Origin of the sequence: Psychrobacter sp. ANT_H3 (genome assembly GCF_027919975.1) — a bacterium.
Classification (GTDB): domain Bacteria; phylum Pseudomonadota; class Gammaproteobacteria; order Pseudomonadales; family Moraxellaceae; genus Psychrobacter; species Psychrobacter maritimus.
In genome coordinates this window covers 71,402-96,244 of record NZ_JAQISM010000001.1, presented here as the reverse complement: position 1 = coordinate 96,244, position 24,843 = coordinate 71,402, and the positions used below count along the sequence as shown (strand labels likewise).

Sequence of the window (24,843 nt, the reverse complement as noted above, 5' to 3'; positions counted from 1 at the left end):
GCCCTGCGCAATGACAGGGTGTTATTAAATCAGAGTGTGGTACGTATTTTAATGAGCAATCACTTTACTTGATGCTTTCCTTATAACGTCCTTGCTGCATCTAAGCATTGCATTGTATTTTGTGGTGATGACAGAGAATTCTAAATAAATCGTATCACTGTAGATTAGCATAGGAGCAAATAAACATCGTTGTAAAATTAAACGATATCCGCTACGCGATTCTCACTATCAAATGATAATGACACTCTATTATAGGTACTTATTGAGGGTTTGTTTATAGCTATGGAGAAATGCCAATATGACAAGTATTTTTGAAATAAATAGTGATTATTTTTTTAGGGGTATCGAAGCTTCTGTTTATTTTATTACGCTCATCAATTTTAAACTTCTAACAGAAAATTATTTTTACTGAATATCTTTATATAATTAAATAAAGATATGAAACTAACCATCCATACCATTAAAAGTGACGTTCGTCGTGCTTTTGTATATTAATTGTGATTTAAATACTAATATTACATTAAAGTCTTATTAAGATTTTGCGATCACTATTGGAGTCAAGATGAGCTTATTTACTAAACTATCAGATACGGAGTCTAAAATGATAGAGAAATGCTGGATAATAGTATTTTCACTATTAATGGTCTTTTATAGTTATGAAGCACTGGCTGCAGTAACCTGTGACGCTGGATTCGAAACTGATAGTTTCTTAGCAGATGATTATAATAAATTAGCACCCAGCGCATCCCCACCTTCCCTTAAAATTGACCAAATTATTAGTGGGACTGGTAATGAAAGTTATTTAATTGCTTCTAATAGTTGGAATCTAAATGGCTCTTTGACTCCTAACGGAACTAATATTTATAGATCAACTGATGTTGCAGGCTCTCAAGTATTCCAGCTCTCTCAAGATTATGCTGATAGAACTAGTTTCCGTACAGTTTCTTACAACTTCAAAAATAAATTTACTCAGCAAGCTCAGCCACTGAATAAATTGAGTTTGAGTATTTATGATATTGATACTAGTATTGCAGGATCCTTACAAGGTACACGTTATTTTAGATGGTTTGATCAAGTTACAATAAATGGATTTACTAGTGATGGCAGTTTAGTTACTCCTATTGTCGAATTCAAAGGGCCAGGAATAACCAGTAATGCGCCTTACCGTCAAAACACTGTTACAAGTGCGGTTGCTTGCTCCGGTCTAGATGATAATTGTAAAGTTTCAGTTGCTTTCACAGACCCTGTAGTCCGAGTAGATGTAGTTTATGGTAATGATCCAACTCTAAATTATTCATCTAACAATTTAACTAACAATGACCCTAGCAGTCAAATTATCAACATAAAGTTTGATAGTTACTGCTATAAACCACAACCACGACTAACTTATAAAAAAGAGCTTTCAGATCCTCGTAAAGCAAATACTGATCAGTTTACTGTACAGATAAAAGATAATGCCGATAATTCATTAGTTACTAACAACATTACAACCACCACAACTACAGGTGTAGGTAGCACGGTCACAAATGGTACAGGGACTACTGGAACGTTTAAGATTAATCCTACCAAAACTTATACATTGACTGAAGCTGCTTCGGCAACTAGTATCTTATCGAACTATATGCCTATTTATGCTTGTAAAAAATCAGGGCTAAATGGCGCAACCATTACCACATTGAATCCTAATAGCTTACAGCTTACTTATGGTGACGACTGGACTTGTACAGTAACGAATGGTCTGAAGCCTTATACTTTCACTGGCTTTGTCTTCAACGATAACGGTGGAATTACTGCTAGAGAGAGTACCAGACAGGATACTTCTTCGACGTTTACTAATAACGTAAACTATTTCAACGGTATTTTTAACATCAGCGGTAACAACACAGAGTCAGGTATTGGTGCCAACGACCTTCAAGTACGCTTGACAAACTGTGGTCCTAATGGAGGTACTGACATTGCAGGCACTGTCGCACAAAGTATTCCAACATCAGCACCTCAAGGTCTGCTTTTAGGCCAATATAGATTTACTGTCCCTGCAAGTGTGGTAGCGACATTATCACCTCAAAAAGTTTGTGTCGTGCAAGTAGAGCCAAGAGATTGGGAATATAGCGTTGACACTACGCCAAATTTTCGAGAAGTTTCTTTAACACCCAATAGATTCGATTATAAAACTGATAGTACACTCAATCTAGACTTCGGTGAAGTTCAAGCCAATAACGCTTCTCTTGTGTTAGTTAAATCACAGTACGTCAATAACTGTGATATCAACGCAAACTATGACGGTACTAATGGTACTCCTTCTCAAACCCCTATCTTTAGTAGGGATTCGATCACAAATATAGAGCCTGGTAAATGTATCGCTTATAGAATTGAAGCCTATAACCGAGGTCATGTTGATTTAAAAGACATTAGAATTAGTGATGAATTGCAGACTAAAGCACAGGGTGGCTTAGTGAATTCTGTTTTCGCTTTGCCAGTTCCTAAGGGAGATCCTGCCTCTCTCTATACTGGTACAACTCTACCAACAGGTACAATTACCTCTGAGCCGTTTAAATTAGATAAGCTTACTGGAACAGTTCCTACTAAAGCCACGCTATATTTCAACACCAAATACGGAACAACCGTAGACCCTTAATATCAATTACCTCTTGCATTATTCTTAATATTCAAAACTCAATTATTTCCAACAAAAGCCCTATCTTCTCAGATAGGGCTTTTACCGTTCAGCCACCTCAAATACCCTTTTGTCGCATTTGTAGTGACAATATGTAATTAGTTTGTAAAAATCCATTCTAAGAGTTCAGTCGATATTTTTCTGCTTATCGAAAGTCCAAGAACTATCCAGTTTGTAGTCATAACAAGTAAAAACATCTCTGATAGTGATGATTTAATAAAGGATTTCATATGAAAGGTTCTAATTTTTTACGCAACACCTTATTAGCTAGCTTAGCATCGGTATTCTTATTAGGTACGGCCAATGCCGATGACGCCTTAAAGATGGATTTAACTGCCAACAAAGTCATCAAGAACGCTGAAGGTAAAACTACTTATCTGCCAGTCCGCAATGCGCCAGCTGGTACGGTTATTCAGTATAAAGCCACCTATAGCAATACGATTAATAAAGACATTCAAGACTTGGCGGTTGTACTGCCTATCCCTGCGAACATGACCTTCACTGGTGAAGCCATTCCTTCAACCGCGCAAGCCAGTATCGATGGTAAAAACTACGCTGATATGCCACTAATGCGTAAAGTCGATGGCAAAATGATAAAAATCCCTTTTTCTGAATACCGTACCCTGCGCTGGAATATCAAGCTGTTACCAGCACAGAAGTCAGCAGCTGTTGCTCTAAATACCACTGTTAATTAATCAAGCTATTTTAACCTTGCTTTCTTTTCAACCTTACACATAGTTTTTATCATCACTTTTGGAGCAATACATGAAATCAAACACTTTTAACTATAGCTTACTTGCTGTCGGCGTCGCCGCGGTGATGGGCGTCTCAACTGGCGCTAATGCTGGAGTTGATTCAGGAAATACTAGCAGTGGTGCAGCTGCTATTAACAACCAAGCTAAAGCAACTTACTTTGTTGGAACTGTTAAACAACCTGAAGTACAGTCTAATACAGTTAGCGTTAGTGTTACAGAGACAGCAAGATTTACGTTGCTTGCTATTGATGGTACAAGTCCTACTGATGACAAGAATGAACGCATAGCTACTACTCCAAAGGGTAGTGCTACGTTCCGTCATACTTTAAAGAATGATGGTAACGTTCGGGATACTTATACTATTACTACTACAGGTGATAACGATGGACCAATCACAACGGCAGATCCTTCATACGCCCTTGCCAGCGCTCCAATTTCATACACTATCGATGTAACTAATCTCACTTCAGAACAAAGAACTTCAATAATAGCTTCAAACTCAGGCATGGCCATTAATGGTAATTCAGCTACTGGTACTATAAATAGTGGTGCAACAATTACTTTATTACCACAGCTAATAGCCGTTCTTAACTATTCGGTAACCACACCTGATGCCATAGGTGGTTCTATTGGCGTTGGTACATTAACTGCTACTAGTGCTTTTATTACTACTGCAACTTCTACAGATACCAAGGTTCCTAAGCTAGTCAACGAAAACCAGACTATCGTTAGATTACCTGTATTTGCTATTACCAAAACCGCTGCTTGTCAAGGAAATACAGACTGTACTAACCTTAATTTAAACGGCACAAATACTGATATTACTTATAGTATCAAAGTAGAAAACGTCACCACTGATTATAGTGCAAATGCTACAAACGTTGTCTTTAAGGATCAATTACCTGCTGGTATGACCTTGGTTCCAGGCTCAGTTAAGGTTGGTACTGTAGCTGTAGCTGATAGTGCTCTTACGATAACTAAAGAGGCTGGTGAGGCTGGTCGTCAGACTCTTCAAGGTACCTTACCTTCTTTAAAAGTAGGCGAAAAAATTACTGCTGAATTTAGAGTCACTACCAACAAAACCATACTAAGTACAGCAGGTAGCGCTACTAACGACCTAACTCTGTATGATAATTATGATGACACAATACCAAATCCTAATGGTGCTTTCGACTTCGCTGATAGTACTAATGAAAATAGTCCTGATAACAAACCACAAGTTCCTGCTGACGGTCCAAATACTGTCGGTAAAGATACTCGTTCTACTATTACTTTCATTGATCGTAACTTAACTATCGTACAAGACGCTGCAAAAGAAATCGGTGTTAAGGGAGACACAGTTACATATACGCAAATGATAACCAATAAAGGTAACGCACCTGAAGGCGGGACGACTCGTCCAATTAATATAAAAATTACTGATCCAGCTGGCGATGTACTTAAAACTACAACTCCTTATTATGTTGCAGCTGATGGGTCTAAGATTCCTCTAACTGCTGGTACAAATGCTGGTGAATACATCATACCTCCAGCAGTCAGTCTTGAAAAAGATCAAAGTGTAGTTATAGGTTATACCGTAGTATCTGACGGTAAATCCGAAGGTTCTATAGGCAGCGCTAATAATGATATTGGTAAATTAGAAGCTAATGTAGTGACGTTGACCCCAGGCGGTACTACTGCACCTACTGCTAGCTCAATCACTAATACTACGACTATTCAAGGTCTTAAATTAGTCAAACTCGCAGCCGTAGTTCAAGCTAATGGTAATCAAAACCTCTCTTGTCCTATTGGCACTGCTGCCGATAGCTTAACATTCTCAGATGGTTCAACTACTGCCATTAACGCAAAACCTTTTGACTGCATCGTGTATAGAATCCAAGCGACTAATACTTTTAAGACTAAAGAATTAAGCACTATTGTTTTAACGGATGAAAAGGCACAGTGGGATAGTCGAGCGACTTACCAAACTGATGTTAGAGGTTTATCAAATGCAACCTCTACTGGCGTAACAAGCAATGATACGGGTAATTCAATTACCACAACTTTAGCTACTTTACCTGCAGAAAAAATCGGTACGATGACCTTCTCTATCAAAGTTAAACCATAATCGATAAAAAATATTTTTCTTAAATCTATAAGCAGTAAATGCTGCTTATAGACCGACGCTCTAGCTTGACCTAAGTACATCTAATTAGCCAAGCTAGAGCGTTACTACCCCACCCCTTTATGTTTTATTGGATAAGCGACATATGACTCTATCTCTCATGACACCGTCTAATCGTACCGCATTGCGTACAGCGAAGATCTCTGCGCTGTCATTGGCAATGTTGCTTATGCAATCGAATATGGCGTTTGCAGCGACTGATTCAAATTCAGCAGCAAATCCTAACCTACAAATTATCAATAACATTGCAAACGCTACCTATAACGTCAATAGCCAGTCTGACGCCACTATCTCTAGTACCTCGAACCAAGTACAAGTTAAAGCCTCTGCTCTACCTGAATACGGCATCAGCTTAAGCCAGCAGCCTTTACTTACTGTCATGCCAAACGCCTTAGTGAACTGGATCAATGTCTTAAATAATACCAGCTATAGTAATCAAACGATTGAGTTAACACTTAACATCGCGCCAACCCTCTCTAATATTAAGGTCTATCAAGATCTAAACAAAAACGGCATTATTGATGGCGCTGACAGCGAAGTTGTTTTTGATAATTTACGTGCCCAAATTAAACTTGGACACAGCGAAAGCATCCAACTTATTGTACAAGCATTGTCAGATTCCAATGGTAAGAGTGGCGATACTGCTAATATAAAAATCGGTGCCGTAGTCTTAGAAGATCCGTCAGTAGCAATGGTTAATGCCACTGATAAATTGATTATCGTTGAGCCTGAGATTAACTTTACCACTCCTAAGTTTGATGATAATAAAACCACTTCACAATTGAATGATAATGTTTATATCGAAGCCAGCTACGCGCAGTGTAATGTTCAGTTAGATAAGCCTGATCAAGTATGGGTCACGATTACCTCCTTATTGACTGGTGATAAGTATTCATTAAAAGGAATTGAAACCGGTAATAGCACAGGTAGGTATCAGCTTTCAGCACCGACGCAAAACAATGCCAATGCTATCAATGATAAAATCATTCAGACTTTAAAAAATGATACTTTGACCGCGAGTTTGGACGCTTGTATCGCGCCTTCTGTTGGTACTGGTGCTGAGCAGTTGCCAAGTAGCGATGCTGATCTTACTGTTCGTATCGATAATCTGGCCACGCAAATCAGTATCATCGATGACAGCGCAAGTTTAATAGTAACCAAAGAAGGCGATGTCAAAACTGCGGCTTTTGGCGATTATGTAAACTATACGATCAATATCAAAAATGACGGTGCTACAACCGCCTACGATGTGCAATTAAAAGACGCCCTCCCACGTGGCTTTGCCTATGTGGATAGCAGCGTGCGTATTGATAAAGCACAAACGACCGAATTTAAAACGGACGGCAAATACCAAGTTTTAAGTTTAGGTAATATGAATGCCGGCGAAACGAAAGACATTACTTATCGCGTTCTTATTGGCTCATCGGCATTAGGCGGTGACGGTATTAATCGCGCGACTGCCGTTGCTACTACTGAGCAAGGTCAGAGCCTAGTATCACGAGAAGCCCAATGGAAGATTGAGGTTGAGCGCGGTGTCATGAACACTGACGGCATCATCATTGGGAAGGTTTACCACGATATCAACCGTGACGGTATTCAACAAAAAGAAGATGGCGAGCTTGGCGTTGCAGGCGTGCGCATCTATATGGAAAACGGCAACTTCGTCGTCACCGATCCTGAAGGTAAATATAACTTCTATGGCGTCAGTGCAAAAACTCACGTCCTAAAAGTCGATCGCACCACTATCCCTAACGCCACCGAAATGGTTACTCAAAGCAACCGCAATGCTGGCGATGCGGGCAGCCGTTTCGTTGACTTAAAATATGGCGAGCTACATCGTGCTGACTTTGCTATCGTTGGCGGGTTGGGCGATAGCACTGAGCGCTTAAACGCAGAGCTGGTCGCGCGCAGCAAATCTGTCAGCGCTAAAAATGATAGTTTAGAACAAGCGGTAAAAACCGAGCTGGTGTTAGAGCCTGATTATAACCGCGACAATAAAGATAATGTCGATGCAAGTGGTTGTAAATCTAACGATGTCCTAGATGCCGGCATACAGTGCGACTCCGCCATCGTCAACGAAATGGTCAAGCCAGCTGCCAATTGTGTCGATATGACAGTGACGACTATTGCTCCTCCGCTAGAAAAAGAGCTTGAAGAATACTTAAAAGAAGTTTCTAGCAATGACGTTGCCTTTATTAATCTTAGCGAAGGTCAGCAGCTCAGCACCTACAAGCAAATGGTACAAGTACAAGCGCCACTAGGTTCTAACTTTACCCTATATACCAATGGCAAAGCCGTATCCGCAGAGCAAATCGGCAAAACCGCTGAGCAAGAAAAGCAAAAGGTGACGGCGTTTGATTATTATGCCATCGATTTACAACGTGGCACTAACACCTTACGCGGTGTCGCGACTGACATTAATGGTAAAGTCATCTCTGAGCAAACTATCAAAGTTCTAACACCCGATAGCTTGCAAGCCATTGATTATCGCACGCAAAAACAATTGGTCGCCGCAGACGGCATCAGCGAATATCAAGTGGTGATTAGCCTAAAAGACCGTGACGGTCGCCCTTATATCGCCTCAACGCCTATTACAATTGACACCAATATCGGTCGTATCAATCTTAGCGATAGCAGTAAGGATCAAGCTGGCACTCAAGTCACCGTCTCTGGCGGCGAGCTACTGATACCCATCACCGCTCCAAGCGTACCGGGTAAAGGTGAGCTAGTCATTAACACGGGCAGCAGCAAACAAGTGATTCCGCTACAGTTTACCGCTCAGTTGCGCCCTCTTATCGCTGTCGGCATCGTCGAGGGTGCCATCTCGCTTAAAGACTTCGATGGCAGTAATATTACTGATGCCCAAGGTGCTTTTGAGCAAGAACTGCGTGAAATCGCTGGCAATGATGACTATTCAGCAACGGGTCGCGCGGCGATGTTCCTAAAAGGTAAGGTGCGCGGCGATTATCTACTGACACTAGCTTATGACAGCGATAAAAAAGGCGAACGCCTATTCCGTGATATCGAGCCGGGTGAATACTATCCTGTCTATGGCGATTCTTCTGCTAAAGGTTTCGACGCCCAATCGACGAGCAAGCTTTATGTGCGCATCGATAAAGGTCGCTCATTTGCAATGTATGGCGATTTAAAAACTCAAATCGATAATGACGAAGGTATCAAGCTTGGTCAATACAACCGTACTTTAACGGGTTTAAAAGCGCAGTTTGAAGATAGTAACACTCGCATCACCGCGTTTGCCGCTGAGACCAGTACTTCACAGCGCGTTAACGAAACTCGTGGTCTTGGAATTTCAGGTCCCTACCCACTTGCCAATGATTTCGACGCGGTATTAGAAAATTCAGAAACCATCGAAGTCATCACCCGTGACGCCAATAACCCGGGGCGTATCGTGCGCCGTGAGACCTTGACGCGTTTTGCTGATTATGAAATCGACCCTATTAGCCGCAGCTTATATCTAAAGTCACCGATTGCCAGCCAAGATATCGATGGCAACCCTATCTATTTGCGCGTGACGGTCGAAGTCGACGAAGGCGGCGAGAAATATTGGGTTGGCGGTATCGCTGCCAAGCAGCAAGTGACGGATAAAGTCTCCATCGGTGGCAGCTATATCAATAGTGATGACCCATTAAATAAAGAAGAACTTGCCAGTGTCAATACGGTCGTTAAGTTTAATGACACGCTAAAATTGGTCGCAGAATATGCCAAAAATAAAGCAGAAAATCCAAACTCGCAGCCAAGCGATCAGATTAATACCAAAAAGCTAGACGGTAAAGATACTGAAGGCGATGCGCTACGCATCGAGCTTGACTATGACGATAAGAAAAACACGCGTGCCAAAGCCTATTATAATGATACCGATGAAGGCTTCGTTACCGGTGCTTCGCCTCAAACCGCTGGACGCACTGAATCTGGCATCGAAGTCACACATACGTTAAATGAGAAAAAAACCGCACTTAAATTGGAAGGTGTGCGTACAGAAGACCATACTACCGAGGCCAGTCGCCAAGGCCTACAAGCCAGTATTGAACAACGCTTAAGTCAAAATATCGTTGGCGAGATTGGCGTACGCTACTATAAGCAAGAGGCCACTGCCGCCTCACGCAATACTCAAGCTGCAACCGATGTCTTAGATATTACTAACGATACCATCTTTAATGACGACATCATTAACCAATCAGCGCTTAATGGCGTAAGTAGTGCTGAAAAAGACATCGAAGGCACCACTGCCCGCGCCCGTCTCACCGCGCGTTTGCCAAAGCTAAATAACTCATTGGTCTTTGCAGAATACGAGCAAGATATTGAGCATAGCTCGCGCAATGCCACTTCTATCGGTGGCGAAACGGCGCTTGGCAGCCTAGGTCGTTTATACGCCCGTCATGATTTAATCAATAGCTTGTCAGGCAGCTACGGTTTAGATGATTCTGAAGAGCGCCAACGTACCGTTATCGGCTTTGATGCCACTTATATGAAAGACGGCAAGGTCTATAGCGAATACCGTATGCGTGATGCAATCAGCGCCCGCGAAGCCGAAGCCGCTATTGGTTTAAAGAATAAATGGTATGTGCAACAAGGCTTAACGCTCAATACTTTGTTTGAGCGTGTCGAATCTTTAGAAGGTGAAAAAGACAATACCGCGACTGCTGCTGGTGTTGGCGTTGAATATCTTGCCAACGAAAACTATAAAGCCTCAGGGCGTCTAGAAAAACGCTGGGGCGATACCAGTGATACGCTGCTCGCTAGCGCAGGCGTTGCTTATCGTTATAGTGATGAGATTACCTTATTAGCCAAAGACATCTATTCACAAGTTGATTACGATGATGGTCATCGTACTATCAATCGCTTTCAGCTAGGCGCCGCTTACCGTGATTACGATAGCAATCAGCTCGATATGCTTGCCAAGCTTGAGTATCGCTTAGATGATAACGCAACAGGCAACGATCCGTATCAAAAAGATGCCATTGTATGGTCATGGAGCGGTAACTATCATCCAACACGCCCATTGACGCTATCAGGGCATTATGCCGGTAAATACACAGAATATGATGCCCAAGGAATTGCTAGCGACAACACCGCACATGCTGTTTATGCACGCGGATTGTATGATATCAGCGAGCGCTGGGATATCGGTTTGCAAGCAGGCACCTATTGGAATAAGCAGGCGGATGATTTATCTTACTTGGTTGGCGCTGAAGTTGGCTATAGCCCGATGACCAACCTTTGGCTGTCACTTGGCTATAACTTCATGGGCTTTGAAGATGAAGATATTGCCTATGACGATACGACGATAGAAGGTGCTTACTTTAGATTACGCTTCAAATTCGATGAAAACTTATTCAAACGCGAAGATTCACGCAAAAATAAGCCGCTCACCGCCCGTTCTACGCTATAATTTAGCCTTGTTATCATTTATCCTAGTTGTCGTAAGCCATGCTTACGGCATTTTTGTATTGACTGGGCGACGGTTTTTTATTGAATGATAAATTAACCTGCCTATTTACATACAAACTTTTCATACTTACTACCTTACTTTCAGGTTTATCTTATGCCTCATTCTGCCCTTCAAGCAGCTCCCTATAAAAAATCTCTATATGCTACGCTATCCGCTGTACTGCTTCTGTCCACCGTTTCTTGTGTATCGACTACTAGTCTTACGCCAAAAGACGCTACGCTAAAGACTACGGACTACTGCCTTAGCAGCAACCATACTGAATCTCAAGCCCAGACAGCTGATGATAAAGCCCAAAGCGTACAACAGCGCGCCATGAAATGCATGCTGAACGAATTGCAAACTTATCAGCAAAAAGACATGAGCGCCCGTCAACAATACTTTGCTTACAAAGCCCAAGCTTGGCTGAACTACGCCACTCATAAAGACAGTATGAATAGTCGTTCAGACGCTGCTGTACAAGCCGCCCAAGCGGCAGAAACCATCTTGCAGGCATTAAAAAATAATAAAGTCGAAGCGCTTGAGCTTATCGAAGATATCCCATCGACCTCGACGCTCATGAGACCTGATTTATGGGCAACTTTAAATGCCCTTAAAGATAGTGGCGGTATCGTGAATGCGCCGCGCGAAATGGCCTTTAGTGAAGTGGCATTAATATGGGCAGCTACCGACCACTGTGAACGTGGCGCAAAATCATCAAACAGTCATTTTCGGATGGCAGATCGCTGGCTTGAGCAAGCACGCGAAGCTTTCGTCAATGCCCATGACTCAAAAACCAATGTTGCTTTAGAAGCGCTTATCGTGCGTTATTATGAAGAATACGCGCCTTTAGATTCAAGCGATGACAGTTGTAATGGTCAAGTCCTAACAGCGATTGATAAAAAGCAGGCGCATTAACTACACAATAAAATTTCAATCAATGTTTAATAAACGTTTATTAAAAACGCGCAAAAAAAAGCCGACATCATGTCGGCTTTTTTACGTTTGGATTTGGCTCAAACTCTAGCTCAATAAAAATTAACGATTTTTACGCGGTAATTTTTCTGGCAAATAGCAGCGCAGATAAGCGATAGAAGCGGTATTGGCTTCTTGCAAATATTTATCAGTAATGCTCTGATGACGGCGATAAGAGACAGTAAAGATGGCGTTAATAATACTAAAGGTAATCAATAACACATCTTGGATATCTTCAAATTTTGGCACTTCATAACGCTCTGATAGGCGTTTATATACCAATTGCACCACTTGATTGTCCATATGCTCACCAAAACTGTCCCCTTCAAAATCAGGAGTATTGGTGTCATAAATCAATTTGGCTTTGGTTTGGTCTTCATCAAATATTTTTACACAGCGCTCAATCAGCGCGGTCAAATACGCTTGCCATCTATCATAATCAACTGTTTCGACAGTGGTCAGCACTTCTAAGATATCGATGGCATTTAAAAAGCGCAATGCTAAAAATATCGCTTCAATATTTGGAAAGAAATGATAGGCAGAAGCTCTTGGAATACCCGCTTCTTCGCAGACAGCAGCCAAGGTAATATCATTAATCGCTTGAGTTTCACTCAATTTTTTCGCGCCCATCAATAGCTTTTGACGGCGTGCGCGGCCTTGCTGACTGGTGAATTTAAATTTATTAGGGACCAGCTTTTTTGCCAGCTCCGAATCTACCAGTACATCTTCAATTTTGTCGTCTTTGTTTTCACTCATTATAAATCTCTTAATGTTACGCCCCATCTTTATAAATATAGTCTTCATCGGATAGCATCTGTCCTAAATCGAAGGACATTCTATCAACCGGTCATTTGGGCCAATAGCACCGCTACTATACTCAACGAAGAGGCATGATAAACGCTTGTACACAGTCAAGCAAGGGACATGAATAGGTTAAAAAATAATTCACCAATTAACCAAAAAACGGGGTTAATTATGAAGTTTTATTTTCGCTCGTATAATACCATGATCGATGACTCTATCGGCATAATCCCACTTTAAGTGGTCATTAAAATAGTCAACTCGTTCAACCTGACCAAGCGAAAACTTACTATCAGGTAAAAACTCTTCAGAAACAAATAACTGATCAATAACTTCTGGCATACCCTGATAAATATGGGTATAAGCAACATCTTTCATCCAACCATAACGGGCTTGGATACGAGCGGCATCAAACAATGCCACATCACGCATACTTTTATCGTAATTGACTTCGCCGGTTTCGGTCATCAATTGGGTGGTCACGCTACCGGTAACATCATTCATATCACCCAATAAAATCAGCGGCTCGCGCGTATGATGTAAGCGCTCAATGATAGACATACGAATAGAGGCGGCTTCTGCGGCGCGCATACATAAACTACGCAGTTTGGCACGAACACGAATATTCGGATCGTTCATATCCTCTAACAGATTGCCGTTTTCATCACGTAAGAAAAAAGCACGTTTGCTTTTAAGGTGGGCGGTAATAATCGTTATCGGCTGCCCATAAGCATTCACTCGTAATATGAGTGGTGGACGATTAAAACGCTCATAAGGTCCTATATCAGGAATATCGATGACCGCTTTTGGCTCTACGGCTTGTAGCAACGTGCTCTCTAACTGCTCAAAGCGCGTGATAATACCAACTGCGGGTGTATTCTGCGCACCTTTGCCTTGAGTATAAGGGCTTGCGCTGTCATTACTTGCTAGTGGAATCACCACATGCTCAGGCTTAAAACCCAACGATACCGCCAACGCTTCAAGCGCATGACTATCCCATACTTCTTGTACAGCGATAATATCGGCATGGGCTTTTGCTAATAAGTCGGTAATGCCACGCAGCTTATGTTCGTATTCTTTATTGGTATAAGCGGGCGCATTTTCGTAATAAATTCGATTAGGATTGGCAAAATTCAGTAAATTGGCAGTTGCTATATAAAACTGCTTTGGATCATTGCCTTCTGCATTATGAATCATAAATTACCTATTATTATTATTTTTGATAATTATGTCTTATCATTAAATATATTTATACATAACAATATTAAGTATATTCACACTTAACAATATACACTAAAAAAGCCTCCAAAGAAATCTTTGGAGGCTTTAAAGTAGCATAAAACTCGCTTATTTTGTCTGATAGCAGAGTAAAGTCTACAATCAGACTAATTCTAGTAATGAGAGAGTAAGCTTTTGTATTGTTTATTTACTTATATCAAATAAACGATTAGTTTATTTTAATGATGAAGCTTAACAAAGGAATCTTATCGATCATTACTTTAATCATCATAGCTTAAAAATATAACGGCTATTAAGACACACGGTTCCATGCATCACGTGTTGCACGACGAGCCTCTTCCCACTCTAGACGCGACTCACCCTTCACTTCATGCCATGAACGCTCTAAATCTGATTCATGATCTTCAAAACGGGCATCAGCCGGATAGCGGGCGCGATTGGCATAACCAACGGCATACGCTGGATGTAAATCACGATCAAACTCATGACCTTCGCGGTAATAATCCGCATTGGCATGTTGAGCACGCCAGTAGGCTTCTTCACGAGTTGGGTCAATGGCTTCTGCGGCTGCATGACCGGCACCGCCACCAACGATAGCACCAATAGCGCCACCGATTAAGGTTCCTAATGGACCTGCCATTGTTCCAATAGCCGCACCTGCTGCTGCGCCGCCAATACCACCAATACCTGTACCTAGTGGGTGTGAGCCTGGCTCACCTGTGATTGGATCAGCATTCAGATCTTCTCTGCTCTCTTTTGACATGTGCTTCACGGCATTACGATCAATGGCGTCGTGATCATCAATGATATTATCATTTTCATGTCTAACGACTCTATTACCATTGATATCAACATCGTTATCAGTTAATCGACGTGCATTGTCATCGATGATGCGCTCTCTATCGCCGACTTCAAGATAGTCATCAGCGATTACACGGTTATTAGGGTCTGTAATGCGTCCATCGTTATTCATAATATTATCCTTAAATTATTTGTTATATATTAGAGTTATTCATTGCTAATGTACTAATCGCTCATTTCTCAGCTGTAAATCTAAGCTATTAATTTAACGCCTATTAATGACATGATTATGAATTAATAATTATGGATTAATAGAAATTAAATAAGAGTGATTAGCGCTATGATTTAATTCATCTAAAGTATAGGAATTTATGGATACCAACAAATAGACAGGTTATGTAATTTGTGTCCAAATTACGATTGCCTTGCGTTACAGCCTGTATCTTTATCACCAATTTGCATGGATTTGTATGTCAGCAGAGCGCTTTAAGTAATCTTTGACTGAGTCGTTACAGCACTTAAATACCTCAAGTTAGACAATTACATGACTTTTAACGCTCTATCGACGGCTTGTTGCCATTTATTAAGATGCTGCTGCCGAATATCGGCGGACATTTCAGGCTCAAAAATCCGGTCGACTTGCCATGATGCTTGCATCGTTGCTTCATCGTATAGACCGGTTTTCAATCCCGCTAATAAAGCCGCACCTTTGGCAGTGATTTCTGTGTCTTTGGGGCGCAGTACCGGCACTCCCAATAAGTCAGCTTGAAATTGCATGAGTAAGTCATTATTAGCCGCGCCGCCATCGACTCTTAGCTCAGTCAATGGATGAGGACTGTCTTTTTGCATAGCGATGAGTACATCATAAGTCTGATATGCCACCGCTTCCAATGCGGCGCGCGCAATATGGGCTTTGGTCGTACCGCGGCTCATACCAGTGATACTGGCACTGATATCGGAGCGCCAGTAAGGAGCGCCAAGACCTGTAAATGCGGGCAATAAGACCACCTCTTCACTGCTATCTACTTGCCGCGCTAAACTCTCAACCTCAGCGCTTTGTTGAATCATACCGAGATTATCACGCAACCATTGCACGATAGCACCAGCCATAAAAACACTGCCCTCCAAGGCATAAGTGACTTCCTTTTTGGGCGGTTGTAGCATACGCCTGCCAGACTGCACGATTTGATCAAATGATAAATTGTCTGGACGCATTGGCGTTGATTTACGTTGCCAAGCAATGGTCGTCAGTAACTTATGCTCACTCAGTTTTGGCGTCTGACCGATATTCATCAGCATAAAACAGCCCGTGCCATAGGTATTTTTTGCCATGCCTGCATCAAGGCAGCCTTGCCCAAATAGCGCAGCCTGTTGGTCGCCCAATACCGCCTGAATAGGAATTTGTTTGGCAAATAGTCCTTTTTTAGTTTTACCAAAATCTCCATCAGATGCCAGAACCTTGGGCAATATATTCATGGGTATGGCAAAACAGGTACATAGCTCCTCTGACCATGCCAACTTATGGATATCGTATAACAAGGTACGACAAGCATTGGTCACATCGATGACGTGTTCGCCGCCGGTTAATTTATAGATAAGCCAGCTGTCTATGGTGCCGACAGCAATCTCCCCTTTATTGGCGCGTACTCTTAATTTAGGGTCGTTTTCTAACAACCACGCGATTTTACTGGCGCTAAAATATGGGTCTAAGCGTAAGCCTGTGATACGTTGTATCTCGCTTGCCATATCAACATGCTTATCATCAGTCTTACCGCTCGCGCTTTCTGCAGCAAGCGTTTTACAATAACTTGCGGTACGGCGGTCTTGCCAAATAATAGCAGGCGCTAAAGGTTTGCCCGTTTGCTTATCCCACATCACGATAGACTCACGCTGATTGGTAATCGCAATGCTAGTGACATCGGTCGCAAGCAACCCTGCCTGATTAATCACATCATGGGCACAGCTAATCTGTGTCTGCCAAATCTGCTGGGCATCTTGCTCGACAAAACCTGCTTGCGGCGTCTTTAAAGTTGTCGGCTGCTGTACCATTTTAATCGGACGGGCATGGTCATCGTACAAAATCGCGCGGCTCGATGTTGTACCTTGATCTAGCGCTAAAATATATCCTGCCATTACTCACATCCTATTTTAGATAGTGTTGTTTTTTATCTGCTAATTTTTATCTAGCTTTATAGCCATACCTTTATTAATTAAAGCTATTGCATGTACTACTAAAAGTTACTGCATGGTTTAGATTGTTATTTCAACGATCTTTTATCTTCAATGACTTTTTATCACTAACCCATAAATAATGCTATTATTTACCTTATAATGAGACACTTAACATAAAAACAGTGCGTATTCAATGTAAAACAAGCGAATAGTGAGCATTGACCCGTCACCATTGTGGCACTACAGTGTACGCTTTGTTATGAATAACCAATTTTTGCTTTCTATTAATAGTCTATAATATTGCCCAGTTTGGCTACCTTCTACACACTTTACGTTCTAAACACTTTGCATTCTAATTAATGGCTTACGTGACTTATGAAATTTGCTTTATCGACTCTGTCTACTGCTGTGATGACGGTTATGCTCATGAGCTTAGCCGCGTCTCACTCCGCAAACGCTAACGATGATATTATCACGTCACAAAATGAAGTAGCGCCAGTGGTAGTGACGCAAATTATTGATGCAGATAATCAAAGTGTCACTCAAGAAAGCAGTCTACAAAACAAGGCAGCAACGACAGAAAAACAGACAGCTAAAGCTGAGCCCAATACTGGCTTAAGCACCCTTATCGACCCCATCACCCATAAAAGCATTGATAATAGCTATCCCTTAGAAGTGTCTAGCCTGCTAAGTCTTGAGCAAGCGCAAAATATTTTATTGCAAGTTTCACCAAAAATTGCCGCCAATCAAGCCGCGATTGCTGCCAGTGAATACGAAACGGATGCGCTAAAAACAATCGACCATCCGTTAGTATTTGCGCGCGTCTCCGCCAATGCTTATAACTTGGATGCCGATGTTGACTTATCGTCGATTAAAACCGGCATTATCAACGATGTAAATAGTAGCGTTGATAGCATCGACCCGCCCATAGATATAGAAAATTTGCCGGATTTTGGTGAATTGGTCGGTGACCGTATCCCAGATAATTACGATTTAAAACGTTCAGGTTCAACGACGGGCGCAGGTCTGGGTGTAGTATGGCCCATTTATACCGCTGGACGCACAGCAGCATTAACAGGCGCTTCTACTGCTCGTACCCAAGAAGCCGTCGCAGATAGCATACTGGATACCAACGAGCTTTATAACACCTTAGTTGAGCGTTATTTTAAGGCACAATTGGCGATTATTGCCGCCTACTTACGCGAAGATGCTTATGATACGGTGCAGCAAGTTGACCATATGGCACAGCGCCTTTTTGAAGAAGGCTTTATCTCACGTGTCGATCGCTTAGAAGCCCAATCGGCGCTTGCCGATGCAAAAAGCGAATCGGTCAACGCCAACAATGATGCGCGTCTGGCGATGATGGCGCTACAGCGTCTCTTGCGTACCGATTATCGTATCAAGCCGACCACGCCCCTATTTGTTTCTAGTCGTCCTTTACCTGATGTCAACTATTTTCAAGATTTGGCACTGAGCAATCATCCAGGTCTGCAAAAAGTCGCCGCTAAACGAGCCCAAGCTCAGCAGCTACATGCGCTGTCAGATACGGGCTACAAACCTACGGTTATGCTTTATGGCTATGGACAACTTGAAAAAGACCCAAGCTGGGTCGCTGGTATTTCAGCAAGTTGGAAGCTTTGGGGTGGGCTCGATAAAACCGCTTCTCTAGCCTCTAGCAATGCCAAAATACGCCAAGCGGATTTGTCTGAGATTGAGGTTAGTGACAATCTATTATTGTTGGTCGAAAAAAACTGGCACGATGTCAATAACGCCCAATCTCGCTATCAGGCACTACAAAGTAATGTAGATTTGGCAGCAGAGGTATTGCGCTTGCGTCGCCTTGGACTACAAGAAGGATTAAATACGCCTATCGATGTGGTACAAGCACAGACACAATACCTCAAAGCGCGTACGGAACAGGCGCAAGCGGCGAATACTTATGTACAGTCGCTTGCCGCTCTAATGCAAAGCTGCGGTACGCCTCTCGCTTTTAATGCTTACCTAAACGCTGCTGATATTCGACTACCAACTTTATATGACAAATAGCCAGTTCAGTAGAAAATATTAAATAATAAGATTAAATGCCAAGATTAAATAACGCCAGACCTATTCTGCTTATTACCGACTTTATCGCTTTAGGAATCTCACTGTCATGACTGAATCTAATAACGAATCAGGCGACTCACGCAAATTAAATGCTTCAGACCAAACCGCTGAATCAAACAGCAGTCATCATGAGCAAACGCCCGTCGATGCTATTGATGCTATTAATGGCACTAAACCGACTGAAGCTTTCGTCGATAGCGCTGATAGCATCGATAACGCTGATAGCGTCGATAGCGCTGACATGGACCAAGAGCAAGCGGTGCCGCCTTATAAACGCGAGCCTGCAAAAGCGGATAAATCTGCCGTGATTAAAAAGGCGATTTTGGTACTCCTTGTGCTGCTTGTTTTAGGGGCAATTGCTTATGGTTTGTATAAAAGCAATCAACACAATGAGCCTGAAGTCATCACCTTACAAGGGCAGATGCAAATGCAGCAAACGTCCATCGCCGCAAAAGTACCAGGACGTATTGCACAAATCATGGTCACAGAAGGCGATGCCGTGACGGTTGGTCAGCAATTGATTGAGATGGACTCACCTGAGATTAACGCTAAGATTAATCAAGCTCGTGCTGGCAAACAAATGGCCCAAAGTCAGCTTGATAAAGCAGAAAATGGCGCCCGTCCACAAGAGATTGCGCAAGCAAAAGCGGCTTGGCAAGCCAATAAAGCGGCGTCTGATTTGGCAGAAAATACCTATCAGCGCGTCAATCGTCTTTATGAAGAAGGACTGATGGCGCGGCAAAAACGTGATGAAGCCTACGCGCAGTATTTGGCCACCCAAGATCAAACAGAAGCAGCGCGCTTACAGTATGACTTAGCAATGGAAGGCGCACGCAGTGAAGATAAATCTGCCGCGACGGCACAAGTTGCCCAAGTCGATGCGCAATTAGAAGAAGCACTGGTCGCAAAAGAAGAAGCCAATCTAAGAAGCCCGATTGCCGGTATCGTGGATAATGTCATCGTCAATGCTGGCGAAGTGATTGGTCAAGGTGTGCCGCTCCTTACCTTGGTGAATACCAATGATCAATGGGTGGTACTCAACGTCACTGAAACCTACTTAAATCAATTTGCGATTGGTCAGCGCTTTATGGGTACGATTCCTGCTTTATCATCGCCCGAAAAGCCTTATACCAAACAGTTTACCGTTTACGCCACCTCAACATTATCTGACTTTGCCACTTGGCGTCCGACCAATAATAACGATGGTTTTGATGTGCGCACCTTTGAGGTTAAAGCGCGACCATCGGCACCTGATCGACGTATTCGCTCGGGTATGAGCGTGATTGTCAGTATCAATCCAGCTCTTGCTAATCAGACCCAAGAGTAAGCCATGCGCTTGAATAAGCAAAAGAGGCTAAGTGGGCAAAAGGGGCTAATTGGCGCTTTTGTACGCAGTGCTGGCTATGAGCGACGTTTTTTAGCCAAAAATCCATGGGATTTGAGCATGGTACTGTGGATACCGCTTGCAACCGTGCTGTTAATTTGGTGGATTTTCTCACAAATACAAATCACCGATTTACCTATTGGGGTGATGGATAAAGACCGCGGTCCTATTGCCAATACTGCCGTGCGTTATTTGGAAGCCAATCCGAACCTGACGGTCAGGCAGCTGTATCATTCACCGGCAGCGGTAGAAGCAGCGCTCCTGCAACGTGATATTTATGCGGTGGTCATTATTCCTGAAGATTTCTCGCGCAATATCTCATCGAGTAAACCTGCGCCCATCGTGCTGCAAGTAAACGCTCAATACGGTACTCACTCTGGCATTATCCAAACCAGTGTCCAATCAGTGATTGGTACGCTATCGGCAGGCGTTGAGATACAGCGTTTGGTGAAACAAGGTATGGCACCATCACAAGCGGCGATTGCTTACTCGCCCATTGGTATCCAGCGTATTAGCTTATTTAATGCGGCTACCGATTATCAGCAGTTTTTAGCGTCAACGGTTATCCCGGCGCTGCTGCATATTTTAGCTATGGTCATAGGTGCTACGACCATTGGACGCGAGCTACGCGATAAGCAAATCGGTCGTTGGTATGATTTTATTGAAAGCGGTCATCCTGACTTAACCAGCATTGAAGCCAATATTAAAAACGACATTGAAAACGGCAACATCATAGCTGCTTCAACCTCTGCTGCAGACAATAAAACCTCTGTTATAGATAGTAAGCCTAGAAAAGCCAGTATTTCAGTCTTGCTCTTTGGTTTATTAGGTAAATATTTTTGGCCAACGCTGGCTTATAGCTTATGGTCAATTCTAGCACTCTGGCTTGCCACTCCACAGCAAGCAGTCGCTATTAGCTCTATCATGGCTACTTATGTCGGTCTTGTATTACTGATGATGTTGTCATTCTGGCTTGGCGCCATATTTACCCTAACCTCATTTTCATTACGTATGGGCTTATCGTCCACCGGTTTTATTTCAGCACCTTCTTATGCGTTTGCAGGGGTTACTTTTCCTTATATCGCCATCAGTGACAGCGCCAAGCATTGGTCAGATGCGCTACCACTTACCCATTATCTTAAGCTGCATATTGCCCAATTACAGATGCAAGCACCCGTTGCCATCTCATTACCGATAGTTTATGGACTGACGCTAGCAACCGTTATTGCTATGTTCTTAGCCGCATTATTGAGCAAACGCGCGCTCGCCCATCCTGAACGCTGGGGAGCACGCTAATGTCTATACTACAAAAAGAGCCTGCCTCACCAAAAGACAAGCTATCTAATACGCCATCAGGTTCAAAAGACTATTCATCACAAAGTTTTTTGCACAGTTTTGTGCAAACGATTAAAGACGTTTTTTCTGATAAAGGCGTGCTGTTACTATTACTGATTGCGCCGATTATTTATGGCTTCTTTTATCCTTGGCCGTATTCAACAGAGGTGGTCAACCATGTGCCAGTGGGAATTATCGATAAAGATAATAGCAACCTATCTAAAACCATCGTTCGCTATGCCAGCGCCAGCCCGCAGCTAGATACCAAGCGTTTTTTAAATGAGCAAGATGCCATCGAGGCCATCTGGTCGGATGACATCGCCGGTTATATGATTATTCCAAGCGGACTTGAGCAGCAAGTATTGTCTGGAAAAGCGGCAAGTGTCAGCGTACTGGGCAATGGCGGCTATTTCTTACTAAATAAAAATGTCCAAATGGGATTTTTGCAGGCGGTCAGTACGGTATCGGCAGGGGTTGAGATTAAAAAAAGCGTGGCGCAAGGGGCATATTCTGCAACCGCAGCGGCAAGCACCCAAGCAGTGCCCCTAAAAATTATTCCTTTATATAATCAAACCGAAGGTTACGGTGCTTACGTGGTGCCAGCAGTAGCGATTCTTATTTTGCAGCAAACCCTTTTGATGTCTACAGCGATGTTGATTGGTACTTGGTATGAACAACGTCGTCATGCTACCAGTATTCGCGGCTGGCTTGGCCGTATTGCAGCGCTCAGTATGTTCAGCTTTATTATCGGCTGCTTCTATTATGGCTGGACCTTTGAGCTGCATCATTATCCACGCGGACAAAACATGCTCGGCAGCTTGTTATTTTTACTGCTGTTTTGCCCGACTGTGGCCACGCTTGGCTGTGTGTTTGGACTGTGGTTCCGCCAGCGTGAGCGCAGTATGCAAATTCTAATTTTCAGCTCGCTACCGATGTTTTTTGTCAGTGGTTATCCGTGGCCTGCCCATCAATTACCAGAGTTTTTACAAATCATACGCTGGTTAATACCGACGACGCCTGCGATTAACACCTCTGTCCAGCTCAATCAGATGGGTGCCAGCGTGGCGCAAGTCGCAACGGGGTTTTATGCGCTTGCAGGATTGTGGGCATTTTACTTTATATTACTGCTGCTCTTTCGTTGGCGTACCCCGCAAAGTAAAACTGGCTATTAATTTAAAAAAGTCTAGTAACCTTTATTCTGCTAGAAAAAATGCCATAAAAAAAGCGCCTACTCATTAAGCAGGCGCTTTTTTATGTCTCTTACTTTACGGTTTACGCATTAAAAAATAAGCGTTAGAAAACGCGATTTAAACCGTTAAGGGCTGCCACACGATAGGCTTCTGCCATCGTTGGATAGTTAAAGGTGGTATTTACAAAATACTCTAAAGTAGCGTTACACTTCATCACTGCTTGACCGATATGAATAATCTCTGACGCGTGATTGCCGTAACAATGAATGCCTAAAATCTCAAGCGTATCACGATGGAACAAAATCTTTAACACACCTGAGCGTTCACCAATGATTTGCGCGCGTGCCAAATGTTTAAAGAACGCCTGCCCGACTTCATAAGGGACTTTTTCATCGGTCAGCTCTTGCTCTGTCTTACCAATACAAGAGATTTCAGGGATGGTATAGATACCTGTTGGTACGCTTGATACTGGCTCTGCATCACTATCGCCAACCATAAAGGCCGCCGCACAGCGTCCTTGGTCATAGGCAGCAGACGCCAATGATGGCCAACCGATAACGTCACCGGCAGCATAGATATTTTCGACACCAGTACAATAGGTATCATCAACTTTTAGCTGACCACGGCTATTGGCTTCAAGCCCGATGGCTTCTAAGTTCAAACCTTCGGTGTTACCTGAGCGCCCATTTGACCAAAGAATGGCATCCGATTTAATGCGCTTGCCGCTTTTTAGATGCAAGACCACATAATCATCATGCGTCTCTAAATGGTCAATCTCTTCATTGCTACGAATCAATACGCCAAACTGTCTAAAGTCATGGGCGATAGCATCACTAATCTCGCTATCTAAATAATTAAGCAGCTGATCTTGGTTATTGATTAGGTCAACTTTATAGCCAAGACCGGTGAAAATAGAAGCGTACTCACAACCAATCACCCCGGCACCATAAATGATAATTTTTTTGACCACATAATCCATTTGCAAGATTTTATCAGAGTCAAACACACGTGGATGGTTAAAGTCTAGAATATCAGGACGATATGGGCGACTACCAACAGTAATAATAGCTTTATTAAAGGTCACAGTTTCAAAGATACCGTCGTCTTTTTCGACGCTTAAAGTATGCGCATCAATAAAACTTGCCCAGCCGTGAATCACGTCAATACGATTGCGCTCATAAAAGCGCGTATGGGTACTTACCTGATTGCGGATAACTTTACGAGCATTGGCCAGCACTTTATTGAGCGGTACCTGTTGATACTCCATTGCCTTGGTGAACATAGGATCACGGCGAAAGTTAATCAAGTTAAAGACTGATTGACGCAATGCTTTACTGGGAATGGTGCCGACATGAGTAGAGTTGCCGCCGACCTGTTCGCGTGGGTCAATAACCGCTACTTTTTTACCCGACTTCGTCAGCTTCATGGCAGCTGCTTCACCAGCAGGACCTGCGCCTAAGACAACAACGTCATACTCATACTTATGCTTATCGCCTTTGATACGCTGCGAGTCTTTGGTAAAAGGGGTTTTAATATCAATACGGATGTCATCTAGCGGATTGACCAAGTCAGGATGATGCATGATATCGTCAGTGACTTGCTCATGGGTTTGCTCAATTCTTGCTTTTTTGTTTTTACCCTCAGTATGCTCAGGGTTTGGCGCGCGGCCGCTCTCTTTATTAGACACTTCGGTTTGAGTGTCTTTACCAGTATCGTTGGTCGCGTCGCTTATAGGTTTGCTTCCCATCGTATCCTCTTTATTAATTTATGAATCTATTTTTTCAGCCCATGAGTGTCAGCA

Annotated in this window: 14 protein-coding genes; 9 read left to right on the top strand and 5 right to left on the bottom strand. The window is 42.8% G+C overall.

Going from position 1 to position 24,843, the window contains the following annotated elements; translation table 11 throughout:
• Positions 1-562 precede the first annotated feature (562 nt).
• The 5 genes from PG901_RS00375 to PG901_RS00355 all read left to right on the top strand — a co-directional run bounded on the left by PG901_RS00375 (position 563) and on the right by PG901_RS00355 (position 11,957).
• On the top strand, positions 563-2,635 hold the full coding sequence (locus tag PG901_RS00375) for a hypothetical protein (RefSeq protein WP_271133066.1): 2,073 nt from the start codon (positions 563-565) through the stop codon (positions 2,633-2,635).
• A gap of 269 nt (positions 2,636-2,904) precedes the next feature.
• The gene (locus tag PG901_RS00370) at positions 2,905-3,369 is read left to right on the top strand and encodes a hypothetical protein (protein ID WP_271133065.1); all 465 of its coding nucleotides are present in this window, start codon (positions 2,905-2,907) and stop codon (positions 3,367-3,369) included.
• A gap of 70 nt (positions 3,370-3,439) precedes the next feature.
• The gene (locus PG901_RS00365) at positions 3,440-5,536 is read left to right on the top strand and encodes a hypothetical protein (RefSeq protein WP_271133064.1); all 2,097 of its coding nucleotides are present in this window, start codon (positions 3,440-3,442) and stop codon (positions 5,534-5,536) included.
• A 142-nt stretch (positions 5,537-5,678) separates the two neighbouring features.
• Entirely contained in the window at positions 5,679-11,003 is a 5,325-nt protein-coding gene (locus PG901_RS00360; protein ID WP_271133063.1) for an SdrD B-like domain-containing protein, read from the top strand.
• Between the two features lie 153 nt (positions 11,004-11,156).
• Positions 11,157-11,957: a hypothetical protein gene (locus PG901_RS00355; RefSeq protein WP_271133062.1), complete on the top strand. Its 801-nt coding sequence runs from the start codon at positions 11,157-11,159 to the stop codon at positions 11,955-11,957.
• Between the two features lie 120 nt (positions 11,958-12,077).
• On the opposite strand, the gene PG901_RS00350 is transcribed toward PG901_RS00355, so the two are convergent.
• From PG901_RS00350 to glpK, 4 genes are all read right to left on the bottom strand, one after another.
• Positions 12,078-12,770: a TetR/AcrR family transcriptional regulator gene (locus tag PG901_RS00350; RefSeq protein ID WP_201619525.1), complete on the bottom strand. Its 693-nt coding sequence runs from the start codon at positions 12,768-12,770 to the stop codon at positions 12,078-12,080.
• 213 nt (positions 12,771-12,983) lie between these two features.
• The gene (locus PG901_RS00345) at positions 12,984-14,012 is read right to left on the bottom strand and encodes an endonuclease/exonuclease/phosphatase family protein (RefSeq protein ID WP_271133061.1); all 1,029 of its coding nucleotides are present in this window, start codon (positions 14,010-14,012) and stop codon (positions 12,984-12,986) included.
• 334 nt (positions 14,013-14,346) lie between these two features.
• Positions 14,347-14,817: a hypothetical protein gene (locus tag PG901_RS00340; RefSeq protein ID WP_201564951.1), complete on the bottom strand. Its 471-nt coding sequence runs from the start codon at positions 14,815-14,817 to the stop codon at positions 14,347-14,349.
• Positions 14,818-15,395: 578 nt separating this feature from the next.
• Positions 15,396-16,988 (bottom strand): glycerol kinase GlpK, encoded by a 1,593-nt coding sequence (glpK, locus tag PG901_RS00335; protein ID WP_271133060.1) that lies wholly within the window; start codon positions 16,986-16,988, stop codon positions 15,396-15,398.
• A 414-nt stretch (positions 16,989-17,402) separates the two neighbouring features.
• Here glpK and PG901_RS00330 point away from each other — a divergent pair, with 414 nt between their 5' ends.
• From PG901_RS00330 to PG901_RS00315, 4 genes are all read left to right on the top strand, one after another.
• A complete protein-coding gene (locus tag PG901_RS00330; protein WP_442966832.1) occupies positions 17,403-19,073 on the top strand; it encodes a TolC family protein in 1,671 nt (556 codons plus the stop codon).
• A gap of 106 nt (positions 19,074-19,179) precedes the next feature.
• Positions 19,180-20,460, top strand: a complete 1,281-nt coding sequence (locus tag PG901_RS00325) for an HlyD family secretion protein (RefSeq protein ID WP_271133058.1) — start codon at positions 19,180-19,182, stop codon at positions 20,458-20,460.
• A 3-nt stretch (positions 20,461-20,463) separates the two neighbouring features.
• Entirely contained in the window at positions 20,464-21,813 is a 1,350-nt protein-coding gene (locus PG901_RS00320) for an ABC transporter permease (protein WP_271133057.1), read from the top strand.
• Positions 21,813-23,024, top strand: coding sequence for an ABC transporter permease (locus PG901_RS00315; protein ID WP_271133056.1), 1,212 nt, complete (start codon positions 21,813-21,815; stop codon positions 23,022-23,024). Before PG901_RS00320 ends, PG901_RS00315 begins: the two co-directional genes overlap by 1 nt.
• Positions 23,025-23,145: 121 nt before the next feature.
• On the opposite strand, the gene sthA is transcribed toward PG901_RS00315, so the two are convergent.
• The gene (gene sthA, locus PG901_RS00310) at positions 23,146-24,789 is read right to left on the bottom strand and encodes a Si-specific NAD(P)(+) transhydrogenase (RefSeq protein ID WP_271133055.1); all 1,644 of its coding nucleotides are present in this window, start codon (positions 24,787-24,789) and stop codon (positions 23,146-23,148) included.
• Positions 24,790-24,843 lie beyond the last annotated feature (54 nt).